Source organism: Bacillus sp. ISL-7 (genome assembly GCF_018613065.1).
The window spans coordinates 1-26,775 of sequence record NZ_JAGGQW010000077.1; the positions used below are offsets into that span (position 1 = coordinate 1).

Sequence of the window (26,775 nt, forward strand, 5' to 3'; positions counted from 1 at the left end):
CCATATTATGGGTTACAGTTCACTGAAAAGGGCTGTTTTAGTTAAAAATGTTTAAGTTTTAGTATACTTATCAGCTATATATTTAAGTGCTCACGTCTTTTTACTCTGTCTGATCGGGCAGCAAACGAGCTGTGTCACCGCGATATTCTTCCTCATCTTCCACTCGATTTTTAAATGCTTCCCTTACCACTAGGAATTCTTCGTCTCCAACAGCTTCTCTCGTATGTTTTTCCGTTAAACTGTCTTTTGGAAAATTACCTGGGTGGTTTTTCTTTTTATGTTCAAAATGTTCTCCACGTGCCAATTTCAACACCCCTTTCGTCATCAAAAGTAGTATTCCCTGAATGAAGTGAAAATAATTATTATAAAAAAAGAAAATGCTGTCTGAAAGTGGAATCTAATAAATAGATTCACTCTTCACCAGCTTTATCTTTCGGGGGATCTAGTTTTCATAAGGAAATCCTTAGACATGGAACATCAAAGGGGTAAGCTGTAATTGGTATATTTTTGTAGATATTTGGCATAATTTGTTAGAAAAAAATGTGTGAAAATTAAAATAATGCGACAAATTACAACAACCTACTAAAATAGCACTAGATATAATATCAATGAGGATTAAGTAAATCGACCTATCAAATAAGAACGATAAGCTAATACAGTCATACTTAAGTTGTATTAGTATCAGAAAAAGGCAAACCTGTTGAAAAGCAGGGACGCAAAGCCGAGGATCTAAGGCAAGTATGACTTGTTACGATGGCCGGGCTACCTGGAATACACAATGTATTTTAGGAGTGAGAAAAATGGTTATTACAAAAAGTGAAGTAGAAGTAATCGATCAAGAATGGATGGACCTCATATTAGAAGCAAAAGACTTGGGATTATCCATAAAAGCAGTTCGTGACTTCCTTAGCCAACAAGAAGTTATGAGTTAATCACGGAACGACAGTGTACATAAATAAAAAAAGCATTCTACAAATGGGAGTATTTGTAGAATGCTTTTCTTTTTTCAAATTGAAACAGACCTTTTAAAAAGCTGGTTATTATTTATCGTTTTGATTAATTCGCCACTTGTTAAATTCAAGAAAATCACGAAATTGTTCTTTGGAAACACCAGAATTCATTGCATCTTTGACAAGATTCATCCAATCAATGTCTAAATCCGCTTTATTGACTTCTTCATGTATTAAATGATCAACAGGAATATTTAAGACAACTGCAATTTTTTCAAGAAACTTTATAGAAGGATTCTCTTGTTTGTTATTTTCAAGGTTGCTTAAATAAGATTTTGCCACGCCTGCTTGAGCAGCAAGTTCGGAAAGTGACATTTTCTTTTCTAAGCGAAATTTTTTTACGCGATCACCGATCATAATTCTCACACACCTAATTTTTATTCATTTACATTAATTCTATCAAAAAGAATAGAAAAGCACCATATGAAGAACAAAGGAATATGACAATAAAATGAACTTTGAGAAAGGTTTCACCATATAAAAGTATTTTTGAAAAAATCACAAGATAGGGTTAATATTAATAGTGTTGCCAATAGTGGTCAATTGTAATTCACTAAAAGGTATTGCTTTTAGACGAATAACAATTTTGAATATTTTACATAAAAATAAACAAAAAGGAAGGGGACCCTCCTAAAATGATTGTCCTTAAATCACAACGTGAAATTGAAGCAATGAAAAAGGCAGGAGAAATACTTGCAGCTTGTCATAAAGAAATCGGAAAATTAATCAAACCAGGTATAACCACTTGGGAAATCGATGTATTTGTTGAAGAATTTCTTAAGAAAAATGGAGCAACACCAGAACAAAAGGGTTATAAGGGCTATGAATATGCAACCTGTGCAAGTATAAATGACGAAATATGCCATGGCTTCCCAAGGAAGGAACCTTTAAAAGATGGGGACATTGTGACAGTGGATATGGTTGTCAATTACAATGGTGCTTTGGCTGATTCCGCCTGGTCTTATGCAGTAGGAAAGGTATCCGAGGAAACCGAACGTCTATTAAATGTTACTAAGGAAGCACTCTATAAAGGGATAGAACAGGCGATTGTCGGCAATCGAATTGGGGATATCGGACACGCAATTCAAACCTATGTTGAAAGCGAAGGTTTTTCTGTTGTTCGAGACTTTATTGGCCATGGGATTGGAGCAGTGATACACGAGAAGCCGGATGTTCCACACTACGGGCTGCCAGGAAAAGGCGCAAGAATTAAAGAAGGTATGGTCTTCACAATTGAACCCATGGTTAATGTAGGTAGATACCAAACGAAGATGGACAACAATGGCTGGACGGCAAGGACCATTGATGGAAAATATTCAGCACAATACGAACATACACTTGCGATTACAAAAGATGGCCCTGTCATCTTAACTGAACAGGAATAAAAACAAACCCGTTATGTGCAATAACGGGTTTTTTAGCTTATTTTTTTCGGAGGCTTCCAAGCTCTTCTACTAAGGCCTGCATTTCATTAGGACTAAATGAATTTTTTCTAAGGACCATATCATAAATCTCTTTTAATTCCTCGTACATTTCTTCATCAAAATGCGAAGGTTTTATGGCTCCAAGGTTTAGGACCTTTAGCTTTTCTTTAATTTGTTCAATCATATATTCGACATTCTCAATCGACTTTTCTGATAAATTCATTTGGGTCACCCTTTCTGCGAGTTAATATGTCCATCTTTTCATGTTGAAAATTATATGTCAATACAAAGTTCCTAGGAAAGACTCTCAATTTAGTAAACCAAAAAAAATGGATAAAAGTATCAGTTGGACTTGCGTGGCCATCCTCTATGAAGCAAAATAAATGAAAGAAGGTTTTGGTATTATTATCATCGGGTATTATTGATGATAATAATAATTAAGATTAAAGGAGAGGTTAACATGACAAAGAAAAATCAATTTTGGCGCGGAATGTTACTTGGAGCACTTGCTGGCGGAGCAATCAGCCTTTTAGATAAACAAACTCGAGAAGTGATGAAAGAAAACGTACAAAAAACTACTACAAAAGTTACCTATATCATGAAAAATCCAAGAGAGATTACTGATAAGGTGAAGGAAACTGCAGAAAATTTAAAGACAACCGTTAAGCAGGTCAGTGAAGATATATCTTATATAACAGATAAAGTGGAAGAGTTACGGGAGATAACTCCTCAGGTTACGGACATTTTAAAAGAAACGAAGGAAACATTCTCAAAAAGTGACGAAGCACTCATTATTGAAGAAGTGTTAGGAGAAGAAAAAGAAATTCATTAAAAAAAGGAGGATGAAAATGGAAAAGGTGGGGAATGTTCGCTCATCTTTATTAAAATTACTTTGGCACCGGGTCGATGAAGATGATTTACCTGGATTAAGTGCACAGCTTGCATATTATTTTCTACTGTCCCTGTTTCCGCTCTTGATTGTTTTATTTACACTTCTTCCATATATTCCAATTTCCCATCAGGATATGCTTGGGATCGTAAGGGATTTTGCACCTGTCGAGGCCATGGACCTAATTGAAAAAAACGTCCATGACATAATGAATCATCGGAATGGCGGGTTGTTATCGTTCGGGATCATCGGTACGATTTGGTCGTCATCGAACGGTATTAGTGCGATTGTGAAGGCTTTTAATAAGGCATATAATGTAAAGGAAAGCCGCTCGTTTATTGTCTCAAGAGGGATGGCTATTCTTTTAACTTTTGGAATGATTTTTGTTTTAATTCTGGCGATTATTCTTCCTGTATTCGGCAGAGAAATAGGTGTTTTTTTATTTTCTCAAATGGGCTACACGACAGAATTTATTAAGGTATGGGATACATTAAGCTGGCTGGTAAGTGCGATTATTTTGTTTCTCATTTTTACAGGATTGTATTGGATTGCACCGAATGTAAAAATAAAATGCCGGAGTGCCTTTCCAGGGGCAGCTTTTGCTACCGTGGGCTGGATTATTTCCTCGATTGGATTAACCTTTTATGTTGGAAATATCAGTAATTATTCGCTCACCTATGGCAGTATAGGTGCAATTATTGTCTTAATGATTTGGTTATACATATCGGCATTTATTATTATATTAGGTGGAGAAATTAATGCTTTTTATAGTGAAAAGAATCGTAAGAATTGCTAATAGTTTCCTTCATGAAAATAGCCCATCTGTTCAAACTAAGATAGAACGCTAACTAACTTCAGGGAGGTTCTTATTATGACAAAGAAGACCAAAAAAGATGGCGGTACAAAGCAAAAAGGTAAAGGTAGTAAAGGAAATAAAACTTCGGGGTCTGCGAACGGCTCGAATGGCTATCACTAATGGGTTAAATCCCATATAAAAATAAAAAGACCGGATGAATGTTCATCCGGTTTTTCACTATTTAAGCAATCGAAGGCTATTTAGAATGACTAAAATGGTACTGCCTTCATGACCGATTACTCCATATGGCAAATCGAGCATCTGCAAGAAATTCGATGCGATCAAGATCATGATTACAGTTATGGAGAAAACCACATTTTGTTTAATGATTCTATTCATGCGTTTGGAAAGATCGATGGCCTCGGCAATTCGCGGCAAATCATTTTTCATTAGGACAATATCAGCAGTCTCAAGGGCAACATCAGTTCCTCCGCCCATGGCAATACCGACATTGGCAATTGCTAGCGCGGGTGCATCATTAATCCCGTCACCTACCATTGCCACAGTTTTATACTTTTCTTTTAAATCCTTAAGTTTTTCTACTTTTACCTCAGGTAAGCATTCGGCGAAAAATTCATCTACATGGCTTTCAGAGGAAATCGCTCGTGCTGTTTTTTCACTATCCCCAGTAAGCATGACCGTATGAATACCTTGCTTTTTTAAATGATCAATGGCAAGTTTTGTTTCCTTGCGAACTACATCCTTCATGGCAATGATCGCACTCAGTTCACCATTTATTTCAATGTATACAAGTGTATTGCCAAGACTTGAAAGATCTTTTGCCTTACCTTCAGCAAACTTGTCAACATAATTATTGGCAATAAAGGCAGCCTTACCAATTTTCCACTGCTCACCATTAATTGTCGCTTTAACACCCCAGCCTGGTACATCCTCAAGACTTTCTGGATAAAGGAGATCCTTATTAATGCTCAATTTAACATAATTCACAATCGCGGTTGCAAGAGGATGGTTAGAATGGCTTTCAATTGAAGCTGCTTTCCAAATAAGGTCCTCTCGATCAAGTCCTTCCTTAACAATCACTTCAGTTACTTCTGGTTTCCCTTTGGTAAGTGTTCCCGTTTTATCAAATGCGATGGCTCCTAGATGGCTTAAATTTTCAAGATGAATACCACCTTTAACCAATATTCCATGTCGCGCTCCATTTGATATGGCGGATAAAGTGGCCGGCATAATGGAAGCAACAAGTGCACATGGGGATGCAACCACCAATAATATCATTGCCCTGTAGAAGGCTTCTTGCCAACTCCAGCCTAACATAAAGTGTGGGAGGAAAAACATTAATAAAACAACGGATAGGACTACCTTTACATAGGTTCCTTCAAAACGTTCAATAAACAGCTGTGAGGGTGATTTCTCGCTTTGGGCTGATTGAACAAGCTGTATGATCTTGTGGAAGAGGGTATCATGACTCGCTTTTGTCACTTTAACAGTAATTGAACCAGTCATGTTAACGGTGCCCGCGAAAACATCCTCCTCAGTTCCTTTTGAAACAGGCATAGATTCACCAGTAATAGCTGCCTCGTCGATATTCGTTTGTCCTTTGATGATGATTCCATCAGAAGGGACTCGCTCTCCAGGCTTAATTAAAATAAAATCACCGACACGAAGCACTGAAACAGGGACCTTTTTTTCATAACCACTTGAGATGAGCAAGGCTTCTTCGGGCTGAAGCTTCATTAAAGAGGAAATTTCCTTGTGGCTTTTATTCATGGTATAGGTTTCTAATGCTCCACTTACAGCAAAAATGAAAATTAGAACGGCACCCTCTGTCCAGTAACCAATAATTGCTGAACCTATGGCAGCAAAAATCATTAGCATTTCCACATTTAATTCTTTATTTTCATAGGTGGCTTCAATGCCTTCTTTAGCCTTGGCAAACCCGCCAATTACAAATGCCAGCAGGTAAGCAATAATGGAATCTGCTCCACTTCCGTACTTATCCAATATCCAGCCAGCAGCAATGAATCCACCGCTTAATCCCGCAGCAATCAATTCTGCATGCGGTTTGATTTTTTCTAAGAAACCTACTTTGTGAATACTCTTTGTTAGAGTCTTTGCTTCTGAATTCATAGGATCTCCCCCTCTCAATTTCCTAGTTGATAAGAATAATCAAAATCAATCCCCTTAAAAAATACGAAAGCTGTCATCAAAGGGATGACAGCAACAATTCTAACTTTTATCATTATTTTCTTTCATCTTACCACATATCTTATGCATTAGATATGAATTTGCTCTACAATAGTGGATTAAGAATTTTGTTGTTCGAAAACCAATAAAGTCTTTTTTCCAAAAGCAAAGATGATAATTGATAAGATCAAAAGCATTGTACTAATTATATAGAAGAAACTCACATTTTCAGAGAATTTAATGAACAATCCCCCGATGATTGGACCACATAAGCTGCCAAGACTAAAAAAGATGCCGCATAACAAATTTCCTGTCGGTAGTAGGTTCTTTGGAACTAAATCGGTCATGTAACTTATGCCGAGCGAGAAGGTCGAACCGACTATCATCCCGGAAATGAGGAAAGATACAAACAGCCCAATAAAGGAATGCTCAAGAAAACTTGCAGCTGTAAAGCTGAAAAATCCAAGAAATAATATAGTTATTAAGATATTTCTACGCCCAACCTTATCACTAATAATTCCTAACGGAAGCTGGGTAATGATACTGCCGATTGCAAAAGCTGATAACACCATTGAAACACTGGAAACGTCGAAATTCATTCTTAATGCATAGACAGGGAAACTTCCGTTTAAGGAGGATTCTAAAAAGCCGTAAGAGAATGGAGGTAAGAAAGCAACCCATCCATATTTTAATGCCTTTCTTAACTGCTTGATTGTGGCTAGGAATGAATTGATACCAACTTCTTGTTCAGGTAATTCATTTTTAAGAGTAAAAACAAAGACCCAGCCAATAAAACATAAAATCGAGGAAACAATAAAGGGCAGCGATTGATTTACGTTTACTAATGGTGTCATTAATGGCCCGGAGGCAAAACCAATCCCAAAGAACAGACCATACAGAGAAATATTACGTCCCCGCTTTGCAGCTGGGGAGGAGGAAGTAATCCAAGTCTGTGTGGCAAAATGGAGGGAATGATCGCCAATGCCAATCAGTAATCGGAGCGCAAACCAAAACCAAAATGTCTCCCATAATGGAAATAAAGCAAGTGAAACAATTACGAGCCCGCCACCATAGATAATAACCGGTTTATAACCGTATTTTCTGAGAGGCATTTCCATGAAAGGGGACACAAGTAGAATTCCTATATAAAGTGCTGTAGCATTTAAGCCATTTAATGAAGGAGAAACGCCGCTTTTTTCAAAAATTACTGCGATGAGCGGCAACAGCATGCCTTGCGAAAAACCAGATATGGCAACAATACTAACAAGAATCCAAAAACGAAGGTTATTTTTATTCATAGAACTTCCTCATTCAAATATTTTTAAATAGTTCCTAAATGATGGTAACGAGAAAATCCGCCATTTGCAATTGAACAAACTCCCTAGACTTTTATAATTAGTTTAGGTAAATTAGGGTACAAAAGGAAAAAATTTATATAATAGAAATCCGAGAATTTGGAGGGAATACGGTGAACAAGATTTTTATGCTTATGACACTTATTGGGGTGCCACTTTCAGTTATTGGCTCGCTTATGCACTGGTCAAATATCATCTTATTTATTATTTACTGTTTAACCATAGTTGCATTAGCCAGTTTTATGGGGAGGGCAACAGAAAGTCTCGCAATTGTTGCTGGCCCGCGAATAGGCGGATTATTAAATGCAACCTTCGGAAACGCGGTTGAACTTATTATTTCTATCTTTTCGTTGAAGGCAGGACTCGTTGGTATTGTTCTTGCCTCCTTAACCGGTTCGGTATTAGGAAACTTGCTTCTTGTGGCGGGACTATCTTTCTTTATTGGAGGCATAAAATTTAAGCGGCAGACATTTAATGTGTACGATGCTCGACACAATTCGGGCCTGCTTATGTTTGCTGTTATAATCGCCTTTGTTATTCCCGAAGTTTTTTCGATGAATATGAATGAGACAAAAACTCTTTCCTTAAGTATCGGCATATCAGTCATTCTGATTGTCCTTTATCTAGCGGCCTTATTTTTTAAGCTGGTCACCCATCGAGGTGTGTATCAGCCTAGTACTGAAAAAGGGGCGCATGAGGAAGAGATACCAGAATGGAGTAAAGGGAAAGCGATCGCTGTCCTTTTCATCGCTACCATAGCTGTTGCTTATATTTCCGAGCATCTTGTTCATACCTTTGAATATGTAGGTGAAACTCTCGGTTGGTCTGAATTATTTATCGGTGTAATTATCGTGGCAATTGTTGGAAATGCAGCAGAGCACGCTTCGGCTATAGTGATGGCATTTAAAAACAAAATGGATATTGCGGTGGAAATCGCAATTGGTTCTACCTTACAAGTGGCTATGTTCGTCTTACCTGTACTTGTTCTGATTTCTCTTTTCTTTGAAACCACGATGCCGCTTCTTTTCAGCTGGCAGGAATTAATTGCCATGGTTTCATCGGTTCTCCTTATGGTTGTTATCTCTAACGATGGAGAATCCAATTGGTTTGAAGGGTTAACTTTACTGGCAGCCTATTTGATTATGGGAATTGGTTTTTACTTACTCTAATTTACATTAAAGAGACTCTAAGCCTAATGGATTAGAGTCTCCTTTGAAATATATACTATTTTTAAATTCTTCCATGTACGGAGTTAATGATCTTGCTTGGACTATAATAATAAAATATCTTTTTTGTAGGGTTAAGTATCAATCGCTTTTCTTTGGGCCATCAATCACCAACCTTCATGTTTATTTAGATACATGAACACGAGTGTTGAATCTCATATAAGACGGGAATCCCAACCTCCTTAATATTAATTAGGTAAATGGATAGCAGATTGATTACAGCCCTCCTTACTTGATAGGTTAAGTATATTATATAACGAAATTGTAATTTTGTAAATGTTCTGATTATTACATTTATGTTACTTTTCCCCTAAAAGGAGCCACAAATGAAATTATTAATTAGGTTTTTATTTTTTATTTTCGGTTTAACTATTATGACTTTTGGAGTATGTATGACCATTGAAGTAGCCGATATTGGTGTAGGTGCATGGGACGCACTTAATGTAAGCCTAACTGAAAAGGTTGGGTTATCAGTGGGAAAATGGGTGATGATTGATGGAGCGGTTTTAGTCATCGTTGTTTCTCTTTTATTAAAAAAAAGACCGGATCTGCTTTCATTACTAACTATTATTATCATTGGTTCCTTAGTGGATTTTTGGTTAGACACTGTTTTTGATTTATTTCAAGTCAACCAACTTAAGGGGAAAATCGGGATGTTATTGATGGGCATCTTGATTATTGGATTTGGGGCAGCCATTTATATTCAGGCTAAGTTTCCACAAAGTCCAATCGATAATTTTATGTTGGCAATCAAGGAACGTTTTCATGTTAATTTAATGGTTGCGAAAACGATTGGGGAAATTACAGCCTTAATTCCAGCAATTTTTCTGCATGGGCCTATTTCATACGGGACCCTTATTATCACTTTTACGGTAGGGCCGGCCATTCAATTGTTTTTTCCATTTTTTGAAAAATTAATGGTCCGTCTTCAGGCGAAATAATGAAATTACTTGCTTGGATGGATAAAATATATCAACTCCGAAAAAACTACTAGCAGACTGATTAATGCTATTTAGTGAAAGGAGTTTAACTCGTGAAGAGAAATATCTCTGTTCTTATGACACTGCTATTAATGTTAACTTTTATTCCGTCAGGGTATGCACAAAAGGTTCCGGTGAAAAAAGTCTCGGTTAAATATCAAGTTCCAGCTTCGGTTCGGAATATCACCAAGGAAAATACTTATCCGAATTCGACACAGGATCTGCCATTACTGCAACCAAGTGATTTAACTAAGAAGTTGATTAATTCTTCAAAGGTCAAAATTGAAAATCCTGATTTGATCCGGATGTTGAATGAATCGAGTATTAATAGCACACCTTTTGCGATTGGTTATCGCGCGATCGTCTACTTAGGCCAGTGGCCGTTGAATTACGAATCAACCGAAACTTCCCCGAATTGGGAGTTCCAAAAAATAAACACAAATTATTTCGATAATCGTGGCGGAAAGGTGCCATATCAGATTAAGTATGTTCAGGAGTCGCAAAAAATCATCAGAGGCGGCCTAACGGCTAAAATCGCCAATGCCGAAGATGTGAAAAAAATGATGCTATTAAAGGCGATGGAAAAAACGAATCTTCCACTTTCATTTGATACGATTATTGGAGCAGGCACAAAGAATGATCATATTTATAACATCCCTCCTAACCGCCTAGGCTACTTATACGCTTATGCACCAGGTGTGAATGAAAAAGGAAAAGTAACCTACGGTGAGGTCTACTTAATGCTAAAAGGAAGTAAAAAGTTTATCGTAATTAAAAATGTCACGTCCCAAGGAATTGGTGCATGGATCCCTGTACAGGATTATGTTTCCTTTGGATTTGCCGCATCTGAAAGACCAAGATGACTTTAAAGTTGAGGACTCCTCCGTACAGGAGTCTTTTTATTTTTTAAAAATAGGGCAAAATAATAATAATCGATTGTCAAAGTTTAAATTATTCGGTAGGATGAGAACGTTAACGAAAAGGAGTGAATCAGTTTGGGTAATCCAATTGAAGATAAAAATACACAAGTGAATTTTTTAAAACAACGTTTAAACATGTTCATTGATGTGCTCGATGCCATTGATCCTGAAGATACGGATCTTGAAGATATTGACCGCTTAATTTCAATGTTAGATGATATGGAATCAAAATGCAGAGAATTTAATAATCGCGAAGTGAGTGAGTCTGTTTAATCAACAGGCTCTTTTTTTATTTTGGAGGGAGGTGAGTTTCTTTATCCAAAATTTACATGGTTTTTTTTCCGATTAACTTGGCAACGGTTGCAAGCTAATCCTTTAATTCTAGAGGGTATAGGAGTATAATATAAACGTGCAAAAACGTTGAAAATTGAAAAGACTATTGGGGAACATAGGGAGAGGGGTACTCGAATTGAATATTTCTAAATTTCAAGAAAGCATGTACAAGCTAGTCGTAGAAACATCAACAAAACTTCCTAAGGATGTACGCCGGGCCGTTAAAAAGGCGAAGGAAATAGAAAACGCGGGAACAAGTGCGGCGATGAGCCTAGCGACGATTACAAACAATATCAAAATGGCAGACGACCAAGTGTCACCCATCTGCCAGGACACTGGTTTACCAACCTTTAAAATCAAAACGCCAGTTGGTGTAAACCAGTTAGTAATTAAAGAAGCGATTCGCAATGCCATTGTTTTAGCAACAAAAGAAGGAAAATTACGCCCGAACTCGGTTGATTCACTCACAGGTGAAAATAGTGGTGATAATCTTGGTGCAGGGGTGCCGGTTATCAAATTTGACCAATGGGAAAAAGACTATATCGACGTTCGTCTTATATTAAAAGGCGGCGGTTGTGAAAATAAAAACATTCAATACAGTCTTCCATGTGAAATAGACGGTCTAGGCCGCGCTGGACGTGACCTTGATGGAATCCGTAAGTGTGTCATGCATTCCGTATATCAAGCACAAGGACAAGGCTGCAGTGCTGGCTTTATTGGCGTTGGGATTGGCGGCGACCGTTCCTCCGGATATGATTTAGCCAAAGAACAACTATTTCGTTCCGTTGAAGATGTGAACCCAAATGAAGAACTTCGCAAGTTAGAAGAGTATGTTATGGAAAATGCAAATAAATTAGGAATTGGCACCATGGGCTTTGGCGGCGAGGCAACTCTTTTAGGCTGTAAAGTCGGTGTGATGAATCGTATTCCTGCAAGTTTCTATGTGTCTGTTGCTTACAATTGTTGGGCATTCCGACGTTTAGGTGTGAGTGTGAACGCGGAAACAGGCGAAATTAATGAATGGATGTACCAAGACGGGGAATTCATTGATTTTGCTGAGGGAGAGGCAGCGAAGGAAACCGCAGCTACATCTGAGGGTGTTATCACGCTTGAGGCGCCAATTTCCGAAGAACAGATCCGTGCCCTTAAAGTTGGAGATGTCGTTCAAATTAACGGCATGATGTACACAGGCCGTGATGCAATTCATAAGTATTTAAGTGATCACGAGGCACCTGTTGATTTAAATGGACAAGTTATTTATCATTGCGGTCCGGTAATGTTAAAGGATGACGCTGGTGAGTGGCATGTTAAAGCTGCGGGTCCGACAACAAGTATTCGTGAGGAACCTTACCAAGGCGATATCATGAAGAAGTTCGGAATCCGCGCTGTCATCGGTAAAGGCGGGATGGGCCCGAAAACATTGGCAGCGTTGGAAGAGCACGGAGGTGTGTACCTGAATGCGATTGGCGGTGCGGCCCAGTATTATGCAGATTGTATTAAATCTGTGGAGGGTGTGGATTTAATGCAATTTGGTATTCCAGAAGCGATGTGGCATCTGCGTGTAGAGGGCTTCACAGCCGTAGTAACCATGGACTCGCACGGAAACAGCTTGCACGCCGACGTTGATAAATCTTCCTTAGAAAAATTAGCTCAGTTTAAGGAACCGGTTTTTAAATAAGGTATTTTTGGGATAGGCGCTTTGGGCGTCTATCTTTTTTAATTTAAAGAGCAATTAGTGAGGAAGGGATAAAACTGGGAATTAGATGCCATTTTTTGAAAAATAAAGTCCCTGTTTTGTATAATTAATCTTAATTTTGGTCGAATAACCTGGTTTTATTTTCGATGTTGGAAATATTTTCTAATAATTGTTCAATTCCTAGCTTTTTATGAAAAATAAATTGAATAATTGTATAATAAATCTTTTTTATCGTGTAATTATCTCCCGATATGTAAAATTCCCCTTTCATCTTTTGTCTATCACATTATTTTTAACAAAATTCATAAATACTTCATACACGAAATAAGGAAAACATGTTATAAATAAGCGAAACAATTTCTAGATTTACTAAGGGAGGTATTAATTTGTTTGTTAAAGAACTAACACTTCCGCTTAATCTCTTAAAAGCCGAAGCATTGGAAAAAAGAATGCCCTTAAATCATCCCAAACTTAATGCTTTAAGGCTATTCATTAAAAATTTACGATCTGGATATAATGGAGAAAGAAAAATACATTACTATCTAGGACAAATTCCCCCAAAAAGGTTTCTCATTATCCACGACTTGCGTCTCCCGTATGGAGAAGGATACTTTCAAATCGATGCCCTGCTACTTTCCCCAAGAGGTATTCTCATGATTGATGGAAAAAACCATTCTGGCAAACTTACGATTGAAAAAAATCAGATGATTCAAGATTATTTGGACAATAGGGTCATTTATGAAAATCCAATCGCACAGGCACAACGCCATAACATACTATTGACATATTTTCTAGAAAAACACCAAATCCCTCCAATCCCAATCGACTCCTTAGTTTCTATTTGTAAATCATCCACTGAGGTATGTATTAGTCCTGGATACACAGCTGCTCAAAAGAAGGTTTGCCGAGTAGGTGATTTACTTGGAAAAATCGATGTATTTTATCATCAACAGAATAAGAACCAGATTGAAAATAAAACCATTGAGAAAATAAAAAAGCTCTTTTTAAAGAACCACACTCCTCTAATTACAGACATTCTTCAAAAATTTGGTATTATAAAATCTGAAATTATAACTGGAGTTCAATGTCCCAATTGCTTCCAATTTCCAATGAAATATAAGAGGAAAATATGGTGTTGTCCTACTTGTCAATTTATTTCACAAGATGCGTACATAGATGCGATAAGAGAGTATTTCTTTCTACACACTCCATCATTTACAAACATGGAAATACGGAATTTCCTCCATCTTCCATCAACAAGAATAACCGCGTATTTTCTTTCCTCATTAAACTTCCCTTATACTGGAACAACTAAGGGGCGGATTTATTATCCGCCTAAAAATTTCCTTTAAATACTATTAATCTTTTCTCTCCAATAACAAATAATAAAAAAAACAAAAATAGGGGGAACATGGATGAAAAGATTATTGTGCATCCTCAGTATGCTGCTCGTTTTGATACCTCAGAGTACATATGCGGCTGTTTCTAATCAGCCGATTCATTGGGGTTTTAAAAAGGGGGTTAACGAACAGCCTGCAGAAGCAGGGGCTGAGCTTGATCAGTTGATCGAACAATACGGGGCTTTTTACAAAAGTGACCCTAATAAAAAGACGATTTATCTTACCTTCGATAACGGATATGAACAAGGTTATACCCCTCAGATTCTTGATATTTTAAAAAAGGAAAAGGTCCCTGCAACATTCTTTGTAACAGGACATTACTTGCTCTCAGCAGGGGATATAGTTAAAAGGATGGTAAAAGAAGGGCATATTATTGGTAACCATTCGTGGCATCATCCAGACCTTACAGCTGTAAGTGACGAAAGGATACGTGAAGAGCTGGAAAAGGTCCGGGCTAAAACGAAAGAATTAACGGGTCAAAAGGAAATGAAATATCTCCGCCCGCCAAAAGGAGTCTTTAGCGAGCGAACGATGCAAATTGCTAAAGAAGAGGGTTATTCACATGTTTTCTGGTCCCTTGCCTTTGTCGATTGGGAGGTAAACCGGCAAAAAGGCTGGCAATATTCCTACGACAATATCATGAGTCAAATCCATCCCGGTTGTATACTGCTATTACACACTGTTTCAAAAGACAATGCCGATGCACTTGAAAAGGCGATTCAGGACTTAAAGAAAAAAGGCTACAAGTTCAAAAGCCTGGATAAGTTTCCGAAGAAAAAATAATAAAAGCTAAAGGCGAATTTATTCGAAAATTCGCCTTTTAATGATTCATTTTATCAATACCGAATCATGGAGATTCGGTTTTTCAATGTAAATCATGCTATAATACGGGGTAAAATTAAAATGAAACTATCTGTAATGAAGAAACAGTTACTAGGGTTCTTTGAATTTATGGAATAATTTGGAGTGAAATAGATGAAAACTGATCAAAATATCAAAATCGAATTAAATCAAACCTTCCCCCTCACCATCAAAAGGCTCGGAATTAATGGGGAAGGCGTGGGCTATTTTAAAAAGCAAGTTGTCTTTGTGCCGGGAGCCCTTCCAGGTGAAGAAGTTGTCGTAGAGGCAACGAAGATTAACCCTAAATTTGCTGAGGCAAAAATCAAAAAAATCCGGATTAAATCCCCGCATCGTGTACTGCCACTATGCCCGGTGTATGATCAATGCGGTGGATGCCAGCTACAGCATTTGAAATACGACCAACAGCTTAAGGAAAAACGTGATATCATCATTCAATCATTGGAGCGCCATACCAAAGTTGACATCAACAAGCTCGAAATTCGTGAAACAATTGGGATGGAAGACCCATGGGGATACAGAAACAAGAGCAGTTTTCAAGTCAAGGCAATCGACGGCAGGGTATTAGCCGGACTGTATGGCCTTAATTCCCATCAATTGATTAATATTGACGAATGTGCTGTGCAGCATGCACAAACAAATGAGGCAACCTCTGAAGTGAAACGGATTTTAGAGGAATTAAAAATTCCGATTTATAATGAAAAATCTAGAAAAGGTATTATTCGAACCATTGTTACTCGTGTCGGCATTCAAACAGGGGAACTGCAAATAGTTCTAATAACTACACAAAAAGAATTGCCGAAAGTGGACGTCATCATTCAGGAAATCCAACAGCGTCTTCCAAATGTAAAATCAATTGTGCAGAATATAAATGGACAAAAAACATCACTAATTTTTGGCGACGAAACCTTGCCATTAGCTGGTGAAGATTTTATCCAAGAAACCTTGGGAGACTTACAATTCGAGCTTTCGGCAAGGACCTTCTTCCAGTTAAATCCTGTGCAGACAGTAAAACTTTATAATGAAGTGAAAAAAGCAGCGGCTCTAACTGGCCAAGAAAAAGTCCTCGATGCCTATTGTGGAGTGGGAACTATTGGCTTATGGCTTGCTGACCAGGCAGCCGAAGTCCGTGGGATGGACGTCATCACGGAATCGATTGATGACGCTAAGAAAAACGCGAAGCGCCACGGATTTACCAATACTAAATACGTACCTGGAAAGGCAGAAGAGGTCCTGCCTAAATGGGTCAAAAAGGGTTGGAAGCCCGATGTCATTGTAGTCGATCCACCTAGAACAGGCCTAGAGGGGCAGCTCATCCAAACCATCCTTCAGGCAGAACCAAACAAGTTGATATACATCTCATGTAATCCTTCAACTTTGGCTAAGGACATTCAGAACTTAAGCGCGAAATATGAAGTAAAGTATATTCAACCAGTGGACATGTTCCCGCATACGGCACACGTCGAGTGTGTTGTGCAACTCATTCTTGTAAGGTAATATATATAGAATTTATGCCTATTCTTCGGAGTAGGCTTTTTGCGTAGCTCAGAAAGGGATTGATTTTAGATAAAGTTCGTAAATTATTTACTCGACAAGATTTGGCACTCTTCGAGTCGTGACAGACACCCAACTTAAAGCAAACCGACATAGCGCTTATCGCCAATGCATTTGTCTATGGGTATCGTCTGGAAGATGTGTTAACGTTAAAGAGTTTAAAAAGTAAAAAAAAAGCCTAATCCCTCCGTATTTTAGCGAAGAGTTAGGCCAATGATCCTCCAAAAACGTGCCCGATTACGGAAGATCAAGATAATTATTGATTGCTACTTTAGCTTATTGAAAATGCTAAAGCATCATATATGATGCCATCTTCCAAAATAGTTTTATTTCTTCGTGGATTCTGTCCTCTCGTTAGCTATCTTCCCTCCCAAGCTAACAGGACTAACGTCTTTAACGTGCTCCGAAAAAGTCCATACATGCCCCTCTAGATCTTGGGCTGAATATTGACGCTCACCGTATTCCGTGTTGAAAATCTCTTCCAAAATGCGTGCACCCGAAGATATCGAATTCCTATAATGCTCATCTACATTGTTGACGAATACCATAAGGGATTGCGTTTGGAGTCCAAGTTTACTAGGGCTTGTCATTGTTCGGCTCGAATTTTTAAGCATGACCCAGGCATTACCTTTATGTATCATCACGCCATGAAGTTGTCCATCGGGGAGATTGAAATGATAGTCTTCGACGAAACCGAACACTGAAGTTAACCAAGCTAAGGCATCAGCAACGTTCTCATAATAAACATGCGGAAGGATGTGATCAGTTGGTACAGAACGATTTATCACCATAAATAGAACCTCCATTTATTTGTCTATTTTACTAGTTCTCCAATTTTAAACAAACACCTCTTAACCTGCCATTGATACGGTAAAAACAGCCCATTTGTTGTGAAACTAAAGCGCCCGATTATGGAAGATCGATTTTATTGAAGATAAGAACTTTTTAATTAACAAAACCGTCTTAATTTCTACCAATTTATTTTTATTGTCATTATTTTTGTTTTTCGAGTTTAACCTTTGTAGTCATCCCCATAGCGGAAGCCTCATAACTTAATACTCCATGCTGAGCATTATATGGTTTTGTATGATATTTCCTTTGAATCAATTATAATTAATTTAAGGAAAAGTAAGAGGAGGGCTGGCTAAAATGAAATGGCAAGAAGCTAGAGAGTTATTCCTAAATCAGTTTCTTTTGGTTTCAATTCTTGATTATCATGAAGAAGACGAATTATCAAAGGGCAAGCCAATGGAGAAGATTTTGAGAAGTTGAATTTCCGGGTGTACTCATAATAACAATCAATTAATTTGGAGGTAATTAGATGAATATAAAATTTGATCCAAATAACGTCGTTATTAAACTCTGTATGAGTGGGATGGGATTGGAGGATAGTGGAAATATTGAAGATGCAGTCAAGGTGTTTCACAAAGCATGGCACGAAGCAACAGACGACTATGAAAGATTTATTGCAGCTTATCATTTAGCTCGTCAACAAAAGAGTATTACAGACAAATTAAAATGGATGGAAACATCTCTACAGTGTGCACTAAAAATAGATGATGATAATGTGAAGAGTGCATACTCAACGTTATATTTAAACATTGCCAAATGTTATGAGGAGTTGTGTGATACTGAGAATGCAAAAAGAAATTATGAATTGTCAAATTCATCTCAGGGTGCCCCTTCTGATGTAGGACCATTTTACCATGGGACAAAGGCAGATTTGAAGGCTGGTGATTTACTAACAGCAGGTGGAAATTCAAATTACAAATCTGGGCTTAAAATGAACCACATTTATTTCACTGCTAATGTCAATGGCGCAGGACTTGCAGCAGCTTTAGCAAAAGGAGAAGGAAGAGAACGAGTTTATATAATAGAACCAACTGGTGAATTTGAAAACGACCCAAATGTTACTGACAAAAAATTTCCTGGTAACTTAACACGTTCTTATCGTTCAAAAGAACCTTTAAGAATTATTGGTGAAGTAACAGAATGGGCGAAACTGACAACTATGGAGCGACGCGAATGGCACGAAAATTTAGCTAAAAACAAGGGCGAAATTATTAACTGAACATATTTCAAGATGTTAAAATGCAAATGACTTTTTGAAAATAGCCAAGATGAAAGAAAATATTATCGAACTGGTTGCTGCGTATCCAGTTTCAATTGCTGAGTTTGCAAGGTATCCTTCACCAGTACCCCATGTGTTGCCACATACACTCCGCACATGTGGAGTGCGTGTCGCAGTTAATCTTGAAATAATCTGCGACCTACTTTCAATCCATGTTGAATGTGTTTGTGTGCTATATATGGCTGATTAAGGATTGGAAAAAATAAATAATATCCATCATAGAGCATCTGCAGAAAAATGCAGGTGTTTTTGTTTGTTTGTATAAAATGCTTTAGAATGAAATTAAATTAAAATTTTATTATGATTAAAAGCATTTGGTTAACATAATTTAGGAAGAGGTTTAGTATGAATATTGAAAAAAGGAAGTTGTCACCAGAACAACATGAAGAAATACTTAGAACATTGAAAGCCAGTTTTGAGAAAAACATGAATCGCCATAAAGGACTTGAATGGGCTAATGTACAAGCAAAGCTAGAAACTAATACTGAAAAACTGTGGTCGCTTTATGAAATGGAAAGAACAGGCGGTGAACCGGATGTTATCGATCATGATAAAAAGGCGGGCGAATACATTTTTTATGATTGTTCAGTGGAAAGTCCTAAAGGCCGCAGAAGTGTTTGTTACGATCGTGAAGCGCTGGAGTCAAGGAAAGAACACAAACCAAAAAACAACGCAATAGAAATGGCTGCTGACATGGGTATTGAGATGTTAACGGAAGAACAATACCGGGAGATGCAGAGACTTGGAAATTTCGATACTAAAACATCGAGCTGGGTGAAAACACCTGATAATATTAGAAAACTCGGTGGGGCCATCTTTTGTGATCGTCGCTACGATACTGTTTTTGTGTACCATAACGGAGCAGAATCCTACTATGCTGCCAGGGGTTTCCGTGGCTCGCTAAGGGTCTAAATTTTGCTGTGAAACGCTGCCCTGTGAAGGGACAACTCATTTTTAAGAAAGGCGACTAACCCATTTTTGGGAGTTGCCTTTTTACGTTTCCTGTAACGGATTACCAAAACTGTATTGAATAGGAATAAAGATATGATGATAAATGAATAGAACGATTAACTTATGACTAAAATAAAATTTGACTGGACACCAAATAGTGTCCTATGATAAAGACACTAATTAGTGTCCTATTTAAAAAGGGGGGGTGATTTTGAGCGAGAAAAATCAAGAGCGTGATGTTTATGCAGCCATCGCTGACCCAACAAGACGTAAATTGTTAGGTTTGTTGGCGGAGGCAGAAGAGTTACCTCTTCACGAATTAACTGCTCAATTTCAAATGGGGCGTACTGCTGTCTCTAAACATTTGGCTATTCTTAAAGAAGCGGGCCTAGTTGCTGACCGTAAAGTTGGTAGAGAAACAAGGTATCGACTAAATGCGGCTCCGCTACAGGAAATTAAAGATTGGGTATCCTTTTACGAGAAATTTTGGAATGAAAGAGTGTTACTCTTAAAAAATTTATTAGAGGAGGAATAAAAAATGGCAGATGTATCATTAGATTTTCAGTTTACAAGTTCAATCAATAAGGTGTGGAACGCATTAACCGATTCGGATACTCTTGCAAAATGGATAATGGAAAATGATTTTAAACCAATCGCAGGACATAAATGTCAATTCCGAAATCCGCAGTGGAATTTAATTGTAGATTGTGAAGTACTAGTAGTGGACGAGCCTAATAAGTTATCTTACACATGGGTAGGTGGTCCGATAAACACTACTGTCACATGGACATTGAAGGAAGAGGATGGCACAACTTACTTACATCTTGAACAAGCAGGATTCGAAAAAGAAGATCAAGCGTTCAATGGTGCGAAATATGGTTGGGCGAAAATGGGCGAAGATCTTAAAAAATTGTTAGGGGAAATGTAAGACTAAACCGAGGATATCCATATGAAAATAAATCAATTAATTGCGAACAATATTAACAAATTAAATGCAGCACTTCCAGCAGATCAATCGTTAGGAATTGCTGGTTTGTCAGGATCTGGAAAAACAACTTTTTGTCAAACCATTGGTGAAGAATCCAAGAAACGTCTCGTTTCCTTATTGCCAAAAGCTGAATATCAGTATTTATTTCCTAACATAATGGAAACCAATTTTAGTGCTATCAAGATGGAAGAAATGCCACTTGTACTTTTTCTTGGGAGATCATCCATTTCTTCCAATCCACGTTCAACAATTGGCACACATACTGGCGTGTTTACAGAGATTCGTGTGAGTCTGGCTGAAAAATATAATCTTTCTCCGGAAGTGTTTTCCTTTAATAATGCATTAGGCTGGTGTCCAGAGTGTAAGGGTCGTGGAACTACTAAAAATGTCGAATGTAAAAAGTGTATGGGAAAGCGCTATAATCAAGAAGTTGAACAATATAAAATTGAATTATTTGATCAACCACATAGTATTTCCAATATCAACAATTTAAGTATTGAATCGATTCTATCACTAGCAGAAGTTTTACATATTAGTGAAGCGAAACAGCATATTCTTAAAAATATTATTAATATGAATATTGGTTACTTAACATTAAATCGGATCATGGGTACATTGTCAGGCGGGGAAATAACACGTCTTTACTTGGCAGAATTCATGGCAGCCAGTGAAAATACCGTGATTATTATTGATGAAATCTCCGTTGGTCTTGATCACCAAACACTATTGAAGATTTTAGAACAGATTAAACAATTAGGCTATAAGAACCAAATTTGGTTCATTGATCATTCCGACACCGTGCTAGATACAACGGATGAGCAATTGTTCTTTGGACCCGGCAGTGGGAAATATGGCGGAAAAATTGTGGAAGAATCACCGCGTCCCCAACCCATCCATTGGGAACAAAATCAAGAAATGCCAACAGATTACTATCAATTTCGTGAACTGCATTGCCGTAATATTCAAATGGCTGAAATTCAGATTCCCAAAAATAGACTTGTCACCTTTACGGGTGAGTCTGGATGTGGTAAATCTACGCTAGTCAATGAATGTATCGCCAAGGATTTTCTGAAGCGTTATCCAAAAGATAAACTGGTTATCGTTGGTCAGGATCGAAACCAATCGATTACTAGTCGGTCAACCGTTGCGACTTTTCTTGATATCAAAAAGAAACTCACAAAATATAGTGAAGATATTGATGATATTTTTGAGCGCTCGATTGAAGACATTATTGAGGAACTTCCAAATGAAGACATCGCACATAAACGTTTGAGTTTGCTGATCAAACTAGGACTAGGTTATTTGACATTAGAAAGAAAAACACAAACCTTATCGACTGGTGAATTTCAATGTGTTCATTTAGTTTCGGAACTGTTTGCGAATTCTAGAAACCCTCATACACTTTTCATTTTCGACGAACCTTCAAAAGGTTTATCACAAAATATTCTAAATCAATTCATTGATAGTGTCAGGGGCATTCTGCAAGATGAATCTGTCTCAATTATGATGATTGAACATAATGCCTATATGTTAGAAAGCTCTGATTTTATCGCTGATTTTGGTAAAAGAAAGATTGAACCTGTCACTCATCTTGAAGTTGTCAGTCATAACGAATATTACGAGCTTAAAAATAAGGAAGATGTTGTGCTTCCATCGCAAATTTCTTCGACACTCAAAGCGCAAAATGGCATTACTTATTTAAAAGAAAATCATATCGACTATTTTAAGAATGCAGAAAACGTCTATAAGGGCGGTATCTTAAAAAGCTTATCATCAATGGCCCGTTTAATTTACGGCGAATACGAATCTGACACCATTGCGCCTGTCATTGCTATAGATCTTGAAAGACATTTGTATAGCCAATACAGTTTTCTCTATGAAATGGGCGGCGTCATCAACCATATTATCGCGTCGCATCCGACCATTAAAGATACGAGAAGCTTCGATTTCTATTCACAGGACAATCATTGTCCATCATGCTCAGGACGCCTTAAGATTGAAATATTTGATAAAGATCTTGTCATTCAGGACAAAACCGTTCCATTCTGGGATGGCCTATTTCATCCTGAAGTGATGGAAGTATTAAAATATTATCAATATCCAAAATTAGAGTTTCTATTTGAGGAAATTAAGAATGAACTCGGGTTCGATCTGACGAAAAGCTACAATGAGATGTCAGAAGAAGAAAAGCATATTTTTTGGTACGGATATTTTGAAAAGACATTCTATGATAAAGCAGGCAAGACACAGAGGACCTGGGTAGGCTTTAATACAATCGTTGGTGGGTATATGGTCATTTCGAAATCGGTGATTAAAGAGAAAATGAAAGCATCTAAAGAAAAGATTACCTGTCCGATTTGTCATGGAACTGTACTTAATCATCATAAACAGCTTACATTTGATGACACAGATATTCGTGAGATGATCAATCAGCCACTTGATCAAGTGTTACAAATAGTTGGAGAGTTACCTGTACTCGTAAAGCTAAAATCTATTGTTGGCGGCGATATGACTTTGACAGAAGATGTATCCCTGTTGTCTAGAAAAACACAAGTCGCATTGAAAATGTTTGAATTGGAACTCGCAAGCTTTGTTGGGTATGAAATGGTATTACAAAATGCCTTACCATTCTGGGATACGATTAAGGGCTATATCGAATCTATCAGCATCAATAATCAGATTACCATCTGTGATTTTGCCAATATCAATGAGACAAGAGAAACTATCATTGATAAGTATTTCACTAATGGAAAATACAAAAAACTAACGTATGTTTATGAAGCATTTGGTTACAAAAAAATAGTCACTCAAATTAATAAAATTAATAAAAGTTATCCATGTCCATTCTGTAAAGGGAAGAAAGTCATTACGGAAGAGAATCTCCATGATGGCGTGTTTAAATTAACGATACCATGTGTGAGTTGTCGTGCAAGTGGCATCAATGATGAAGGTCGCAAGGAAATGGTCGAAGGCATATCAGTAAAAACATGGTTAACTGGCAAAGTAAGTGATGTAGTTGATGAAAGTTTATATACAAAAGCTGTCGCTGATATTCCAATTTTTAATCGTATTCGTGAGTTAAATAAACGAGATATGATGGCGGTTTATCAATGCCTTGAGCAAAATAATTAGATTTGAATGATTAAAACAAGCCATGTAAGTGTTAAAAGAATTGATATTAAGAAGCTGCAAATTTGGAATGGGATAATATCCTGTTTCTTTTTTTTGGTCTATTTTAACAATACAGGTTTATGTTTAGGCTCTAGAATACCGTGAAGGGTGTCCGTCTAAAATAGGGAACAGGAGTCGACTCTTTATCAGATTATTCTACATAAAATTACAATTATATTACATTATCGACTGTTTCGTTGTTATTAGTCCGTTTGGAAGATAAACTATTAATATATAAAAAAATCGAATTAACAATAGGTAATAAGAGGAGATTTTAAAATGATAAGAAAATTATTTAAATATACAGTATCGGCTGCCATCCTCGCCACTATGATTCAAGCAACACCTACTTTTGCAAGTCCAGTAGATTCACCAGTTACACTAAATGAAATCAATACTACAAAAGTACAAATCAATGACTTTGAAACAAAGATCCAGCAATTAGACAACCGGATCTCCTTATCCATGGAGAAAAGTCAACAACTAAACGATCAGATTAAAACACAACAAGGAAAAATTGAAAAAACAGAGGCTGAAATTGAAAACGCTAAAAAGTCCTTAGATGCTCATAAAAAGGTCTATTCTGATCGTCTAAAAAGCATTCAGTTAGAGGGCAAACAATCAATCGCTACATACGCTGAGCTTTTACTTTCGTCTGATAACATTTCAGAGTTTTTAACTCGTTTTACTGCTATATCGCATATTATGGAAACTGACACAGACTTACTGAACGGTTTAAATGATAAAGAACAAGCGTTAGAAAATGCAGAGGAAAAATTACATAATGAGTTTGACCAATTAAAAAAGAGCCAGGTTGAATTAGCTTCTGAACAAAAAATGATTGAAGAAGATAAAAAAGAAGTTGAAGAAGGAATAGCTGAGGCGAAAAACACATTACAAAACCAACAGGCTCAACTGGCACAACAAAAGGCTGAACAAGCCCGACAGCTTGCTGCACAACAACAAGCCCAAGAACGCGCTCAACAAGCCCAACAACAGTCCAGACAGCCTGCTCAACAAGCCCAGCAACAAACTCAACAACAGGCACCAGAAAGCAGCAGACCATCTAAGTCTGCACCACCGTCAGTTGCAGCCATTTCAACTAACTCTGGATCGGCAAGTGCGATGATTGCTTACGCTAAACAATTTTTGGGCGTTCCTTACGTTTGGGGCGGTTCAACGCCAAGCGGATTTGATTGTTCGGGATTCACTTCCTATGTGTTTCGTTCAGTTGGCATTAATCTGCCAAGAGTTTCACGAGACCAGCAAAATGTTGGAACAAGAATTTCTCCTAGTCAAGTACAGCCAGGAGATTTAGTATTCAGGGGTTCTCCTGCCTATCATGTCGGCATTTATATTGGAGGCGGGCAATATATACATGCTCCGCAAACGGGTGATGTTGTGAAAATTGCTTCGTATAATCCGTCTAAATTTTCTAGTGCTGCTAGAGTATTGCGTTAGAAGTAACAATTTTTTGAAATGTAACTTTAAATAGTGAGACCCTTGCAAAAAAAGTTAATTGCTTTTTCAAATAAACATAGGCAAAATCATGTTAGAGTAGGTTATTTATACTTACTCTAATTTTTTTTGCTGTTATTTTACCCATTGTCATAAATGAAGGTGATTAAGTGATACATAAATATTTAGGTCAGACCCTTAGTTTTGAGATAAATTATAAAAATCGTACATCCATGGGCATTTATATAGATGTTTATGGAAATGTTGAAATCCAGGCTCCTAAAGGGACCTCCGATGAACTTATCCAGCAATTATTAGAGGAAAAATGGGATTGGATCCAGCAAAAATCAACAGAAATGAAGGATAGAACGCTTGGCCAAAAGGTTAAGCTCTATGATCATGGTGAAACCTTTCTTTATTTAGGAAACGAATATCCTATCAAGGTCTCTCAAGATATAACTATCAAGCAAGACTATGTAGTGTTAGAAGGGGATAAATTATATATATATGTGAAACAGCTTGAGGATGAGAAAATAAAACAAGCCTTAAAACGGTTTTATTATCAGCAGTGTAAAACCTTAGTAGAGAGGAGTATTCGTTCCTATCAAAGTAACTTTAAAATAAAACCAAGGTCTATCCGTATTTCTGATAATAACAGGAACTGGGGAACCTGTGATTCCAGGCAGCAATTAACCTTCAATTGGAAGCTCGCGATGGCACCATTGAAGGTAATTGATTATGTAGTCGTTCATGAAATGTGCCATATGGTTCATCTGAATCATGATCGATCTTTTTGGCGCCTTGTAGGTAAAATAATCCCCGAATATGAGCAAATGGAGAACTGGCTAGCTTTATCAAGTTGGAAAATGACAGTCTAAAAGTGGAACATCAATTTTAAAGGGAGACTTACTGATGGATAATAATGATATATTAATTCGAATGAGATATGCACTAGAAATAAAAAATAAAGAAATGGCAGAAATATTTAAACTTGGCGGAGTGGAAGTAACAGTCCCTGAGGTAATAAAGATTCTAACAAAATCCGATGATGAGGCTGAATATGACGATCAAATAAAATGTAATAACAGTATGTATGATTCATTTTTAAATGGACTTATTATTTTTAAAAGAGGGAAACAAGAGACCAAACCAGGACAGTCGGAAACACCGGAACCGTCAATAAAGAAAAGCGCAAACGTTAATAATCTCCTGTTGAAGAAAGTAAAAATAGCGCTGGCCTTAACTACTGAGGATATGCTGGAAATATTCGAAAATGCAGGAATAACAGTAACAAAAGGAGAACTCGGCGCTTTATTAAGAAAAGAAGGGCATAAGAATTATAAAGAGTGCGGGGATAAATACGCTAGAAATTTCTTAAAAGGTTTAGCTTTAAAATATAGGGAACAGTAATAACAAACAGAGCA

Annotated in this window: 27 protein-coding genes and 1 riboswitch; of the genes, 21 read left to right on the forward strand and 6 right to left on the reverse strand. The window is 37.3% G+C overall.

The window, feature by feature from the left end; genetic code table 11:
* Nucleotides 1-100: 100 nt before the first annotated feature.
* On the reverse strand, nucleotides 101-304 hold the full coding sequence (locus J7E66_RS27445) for a hypothetical protein (protein ID WP_215006058.1): 204 nt from the start codon (nucleotides 302-304) through the stop codon (nucleotides 101-103).
* Nucleotides 305-680: 376 nt separating this feature from the next.
* Nucleotides 681-770, forward strand: a riboswitch (cyclic di-GMP riboswitch).
* Nucleotides 771-800: 30 nt separating this feature from the next.
* Between J7E66_RS27445 and J7E66_RS27450 the strand changes: the two genes are divergently transcribed.
* Entirely contained in the window at nucleotides 801-932 is a 132-nt protein-coding gene (locus tag J7E66_RS27450) for an anti-repressor SinI family protein (RefSeq protein ID WP_168242216.1), read from the forward strand.
* A gap of 108 nt (nucleotides 933-1,040) precedes the next feature.
* Here the strand turns inward: J7E66_RS27450 and J7E66_RS27455 are convergent, their stop codons facing one another.
* Complete coding sequence (locus tag J7E66_RS27455; protein WP_168242217.1) at nucleotides 1,041-1,367, reverse strand: helix-turn-helix domain-containing protein; 327 nt, start codon at nucleotides 1,365-1,367, stop codon at nucleotides 1,041-1,043.
* Between the two features lie 278 nt (nucleotides 1,368-1,645).
* Between J7E66_RS27455 and map the strand changes: the two genes are divergently transcribed.
* A complete protein-coding gene (gene map / locus J7E66_RS27460) occupies nucleotides 1,646-2,395 on the forward strand; it encodes a type I methionyl aminopeptidase (protein WP_098930027.1) in 750 nt (249 codons plus the stop codon).
* Nucleotides 2,396-2,432: 37 nt separating this feature from the next.
* Here the strand turns inward: map and J7E66_RS27465 are convergent, their stop codons facing one another.
* Nucleotides 2,433-2,657, reverse strand: coding sequence for a DUF1128 domain-containing protein (locus tag J7E66_RS27465; RefSeq protein WP_066251264.1), 225 nt, complete (start codon nucleotides 2,655-2,657; stop codon nucleotides 2,433-2,435).
* A gap of 237 nt (nucleotides 2,658-2,894) precedes the next feature.
* Here J7E66_RS27465 and J7E66_RS27470 point away from each other — a divergent pair, with 237 nt between their 5' ends.
* Both J7E66_RS27470 and J7E66_RS27475 read left to right on the forward strand, forming a co-directional pair.
* On the forward strand, nucleotides 2,895-3,266 hold the full coding sequence (locus tag J7E66_RS27470) for a YtxH domain-containing protein (RefSeq protein ID WP_215006061.1): 372 nt from the start codon (nucleotides 2,895-2,897) through the stop codon (nucleotides 3,264-3,266).
* 16 nt (nucleotides 3,267-3,282) lie between these two features.
* Nucleotides 3,283-4,119, forward strand: a complete 837-nt coding sequence (locus J7E66_RS27475) for a YihY/virulence factor BrkB family protein (protein ID WP_215006064.1) — start codon at nucleotides 3,283-3,285, stop codon at nucleotides 4,117-4,119.
* Nucleotides 4,120-4,356: 237 nt separating this feature from the next.
* Here J7E66_RS27475 and J7E66_RS27480 read toward each other — a convergent pair whose 3' ends face one another.
* Together J7E66_RS27480 and J7E66_RS27485 are read right to left on the reverse strand one after the other, a co-directional pair.
* Nucleotides 4,357-6,270, reverse strand: coding sequence for a heavy metal translocating P-type ATPase (locus J7E66_RS27480; protein ID WP_215006067.1), 1,914 nt, complete (start codon nucleotides 6,268-6,270; stop codon nucleotides 4,357-4,359).
* 176 nt (nucleotides 6,271-6,446) lie between these two features.
* The gene (locus tag J7E66_RS27485) at nucleotides 6,447-7,625 is read right to left on the reverse strand and encodes an MFS transporter (RefSeq protein WP_215006070.1); all 1,179 of its coding nucleotides are present in this window, start codon (nucleotides 7,623-7,625) and stop codon (nucleotides 6,447-6,449) included.
* A gap of 185 nt (nucleotides 7,626-7,810) precedes the next feature.
* Here J7E66_RS27485 and cax point away from each other — a divergent pair, with 185 nt between their 5' ends.
* From cax to rlmD, 8 genes are all read left to right on the forward strand, one after another.
* On the forward strand, nucleotides 7,811-8,851 hold the full coding sequence (gene cax, locus J7E66_RS27490; protein WP_215006165.1) for a calcium/proton exchanger: 1,041 nt from the start codon (nucleotides 7,811-7,813) through the stop codon (nucleotides 8,849-8,851).
* A gap of 383 nt (nucleotides 8,852-9,234) precedes the next feature.
* Nucleotides 9,235-9,849 (forward strand): YczE/YyaS/YitT family protein, encoded by a 615-nt coding sequence (locus tag J7E66_RS27495; RefSeq protein WP_215006073.1) that lies wholly within the window; start codon nucleotides 9,235-9,237, stop codon nucleotides 9,847-9,849.
* 131 nt (nucleotides 9,850-9,980) lie between these two features.
* Nucleotides 9,981-10,751 carry a YfkD famly protein gene (locus J7E66_RS27500; RefSeq protein WP_251033171.1) on the forward strand — a complete coding sequence of 257 codons (771 nt, stop codon included), beginning with the start codon at nucleotides 9,981-9,983 and terminating at the stop codon, nucleotides 10,749-10,751.
* Nucleotides 10,752-10,883: 132 nt separating this feature from the next.
* Nucleotides 10,884-11,081, forward strand: a complete 198-nt coding sequence (locus J7E66_RS27505; RefSeq protein WP_088085809.1) for an SE1561 family protein — start codon at nucleotides 10,884-10,886, stop codon at nucleotides 11,079-11,081.
* A 196-nt stretch (nucleotides 11,082-11,277) separates the two neighbouring features.
* Nucleotides 11,278-12,819, forward strand: coding sequence for a fumarate hydratase (locus J7E66_RS27510; RefSeq protein ID WP_285289262.1), 1,542 nt, complete (start codon nucleotides 11,278-11,280; stop codon nucleotides 12,817-12,819).
* A 404-nt stretch (nucleotides 12,820-13,223) separates the two neighbouring features.
* Nucleotides 13,224-14,189, forward strand: a complete 966-nt coding sequence (locus J7E66_RS27515; protein ID WP_215006079.1) for a nuclease-related domain-containing protein — start codon at nucleotides 13,224-13,226, stop codon at nucleotides 14,187-14,189.
* Nucleotides 14,190-14,252: 63 nt separating this feature from the next.
* Nucleotides 14,253-15,020, forward strand: a complete 768-nt coding sequence (gene pdaA / locus J7E66_RS27520; RefSeq protein ID WP_215006082.1) for a delta-lactam-biosynthetic de-N-acetylase — start codon at nucleotides 14,253-14,255, stop codon at nucleotides 15,018-15,020.
* A gap of 192 nt (nucleotides 15,021-15,212) precedes the next feature.
* Complete coding sequence (rlmD, locus tag J7E66_RS27525) at nucleotides 15,213-16,595, forward strand: 23S rRNA (uracil(1939)-C(5))-methyltransferase RlmD (protein ID WP_215006085.1); 1,383 nt, start codon at nucleotides 15,213-15,215, stop codon at nucleotides 16,593-16,595.
* A gap of 383 nt (nucleotides 16,596-16,978) precedes the next feature.
* Here rlmD and J7E66_RS27530 read toward each other — a convergent pair whose 3' ends face one another.
* Nucleotides 16,979-17,443 carry a VOC family protein gene (locus tag J7E66_RS27530; protein WP_215006089.1) on the reverse strand — a complete coding sequence of 155 codons (465 nt, stop codon included), beginning with the start codon at nucleotides 17,441-17,443 and terminating at the stop codon, nucleotides 16,979-16,981.
* 358 nt (nucleotides 17,444-17,801) lie between these two features.
* Here J7E66_RS27530 and J7E66_RS27535 point away from each other — a divergent pair, with 358 nt between their 5' ends.
* From J7E66_RS27535 to J7E66_RS27575, 9 genes are all read left to right on the forward strand, one after another.
* A complete protein-coding gene (locus J7E66_RS27535) occupies nucleotides 17,802-17,924 on the forward strand; it encodes a DUF2200 domain-containing protein (RefSeq protein ID WP_215006181.1) in 123 nt (40 codons plus the stop codon).
* A 385-nt stretch (nucleotides 17,925-18,309) separates the two neighbouring features.
* The gene (arr, locus tag J7E66_RS32995; protein WP_374103894.1) at nucleotides 18,310-18,723 is read left to right on the forward strand and encodes an NAD(+)--rifampin ADP-ribosyltransferase; all 414 of its coding nucleotides are present in this window, start codon (nucleotides 18,310-18,312) and stop codon (nucleotides 18,721-18,723) included.
* Between the two features lie 405 nt (nucleotides 18,724-19,128).
* Nucleotides 19,129-19,695 carry a DUF4256 domain-containing protein gene (locus J7E66_RS27545; RefSeq protein WP_215006092.1) on the forward strand — a complete coding sequence of 189 codons (567 nt, stop codon included), beginning with the start codon at nucleotides 19,129-19,131 and terminating at the stop codon, nucleotides 19,693-19,695.
* Nucleotides 19,696-19,945: 250 nt separating this feature from the next.
* Nucleotides 19,946-20,269, forward strand: coding sequence for an ArsR/SmtB family transcription factor (locus J7E66_RS27550; protein ID WP_215006095.1), 324 nt, complete (start codon nucleotides 19,946-19,948; stop codon nucleotides 20,267-20,269).
* Nucleotides 20,270-20,272: 3 nt separating this feature from the next.
* Nucleotides 20,273-20,662 (forward strand): SRPBCC family protein, encoded by a 390-nt coding sequence (locus tag J7E66_RS27555; protein WP_215006098.1) that lies wholly within the window; start codon nucleotides 20,273-20,275, stop codon nucleotides 20,660-20,662.
* A 21-nt stretch (nucleotides 20,663-20,683) separates the two neighbouring features.
* Nucleotides 20,684-23,854: an ATP-binding cassette domain-containing protein gene (locus tag J7E66_RS27560; RefSeq protein WP_215006101.1), complete on the forward strand. Its 3,171-nt coding sequence runs from the start codon at nucleotides 20,684-20,686 to the stop codon at nucleotides 23,852-23,854.
* Nucleotides 23,855-24,172: 318 nt separating this feature from the next.
* Nucleotides 24,173-25,354 carry a C40 family peptidase gene (locus J7E66_RS27565; protein ID WP_215006104.1) on the forward strand — a complete coding sequence of 394 codons (1,182 nt, stop codon included), beginning with the start codon at nucleotides 24,173-24,175 and terminating at the stop codon, nucleotides 25,352-25,354.
* Nucleotides 25,355-25,521: 167 nt separating this feature from the next.
* Nucleotides 25,522-26,229 carry a M48 family metallopeptidase gene (locus J7E66_RS27570; RefSeq protein ID WP_215006108.1) on the forward strand — a complete coding sequence of 236 codons (708 nt, stop codon included), beginning with the start codon at nucleotides 25,522-25,524 and terminating at the stop codon, nucleotides 26,227-26,229.
* 34 nt (nucleotides 26,230-26,263) lie between these two features.
* The gene (locus J7E66_RS27575) at nucleotides 26,264-26,761 is read left to right on the forward strand and encodes a YehS family protein (RefSeq protein ID WP_215006111.1); all 498 of its coding nucleotides are present in this window, start codon (nucleotides 26,264-26,266) and stop codon (nucleotides 26,759-26,761) included.
* Nucleotides 26,762-26,775 lie beyond the last annotated feature (14 nt).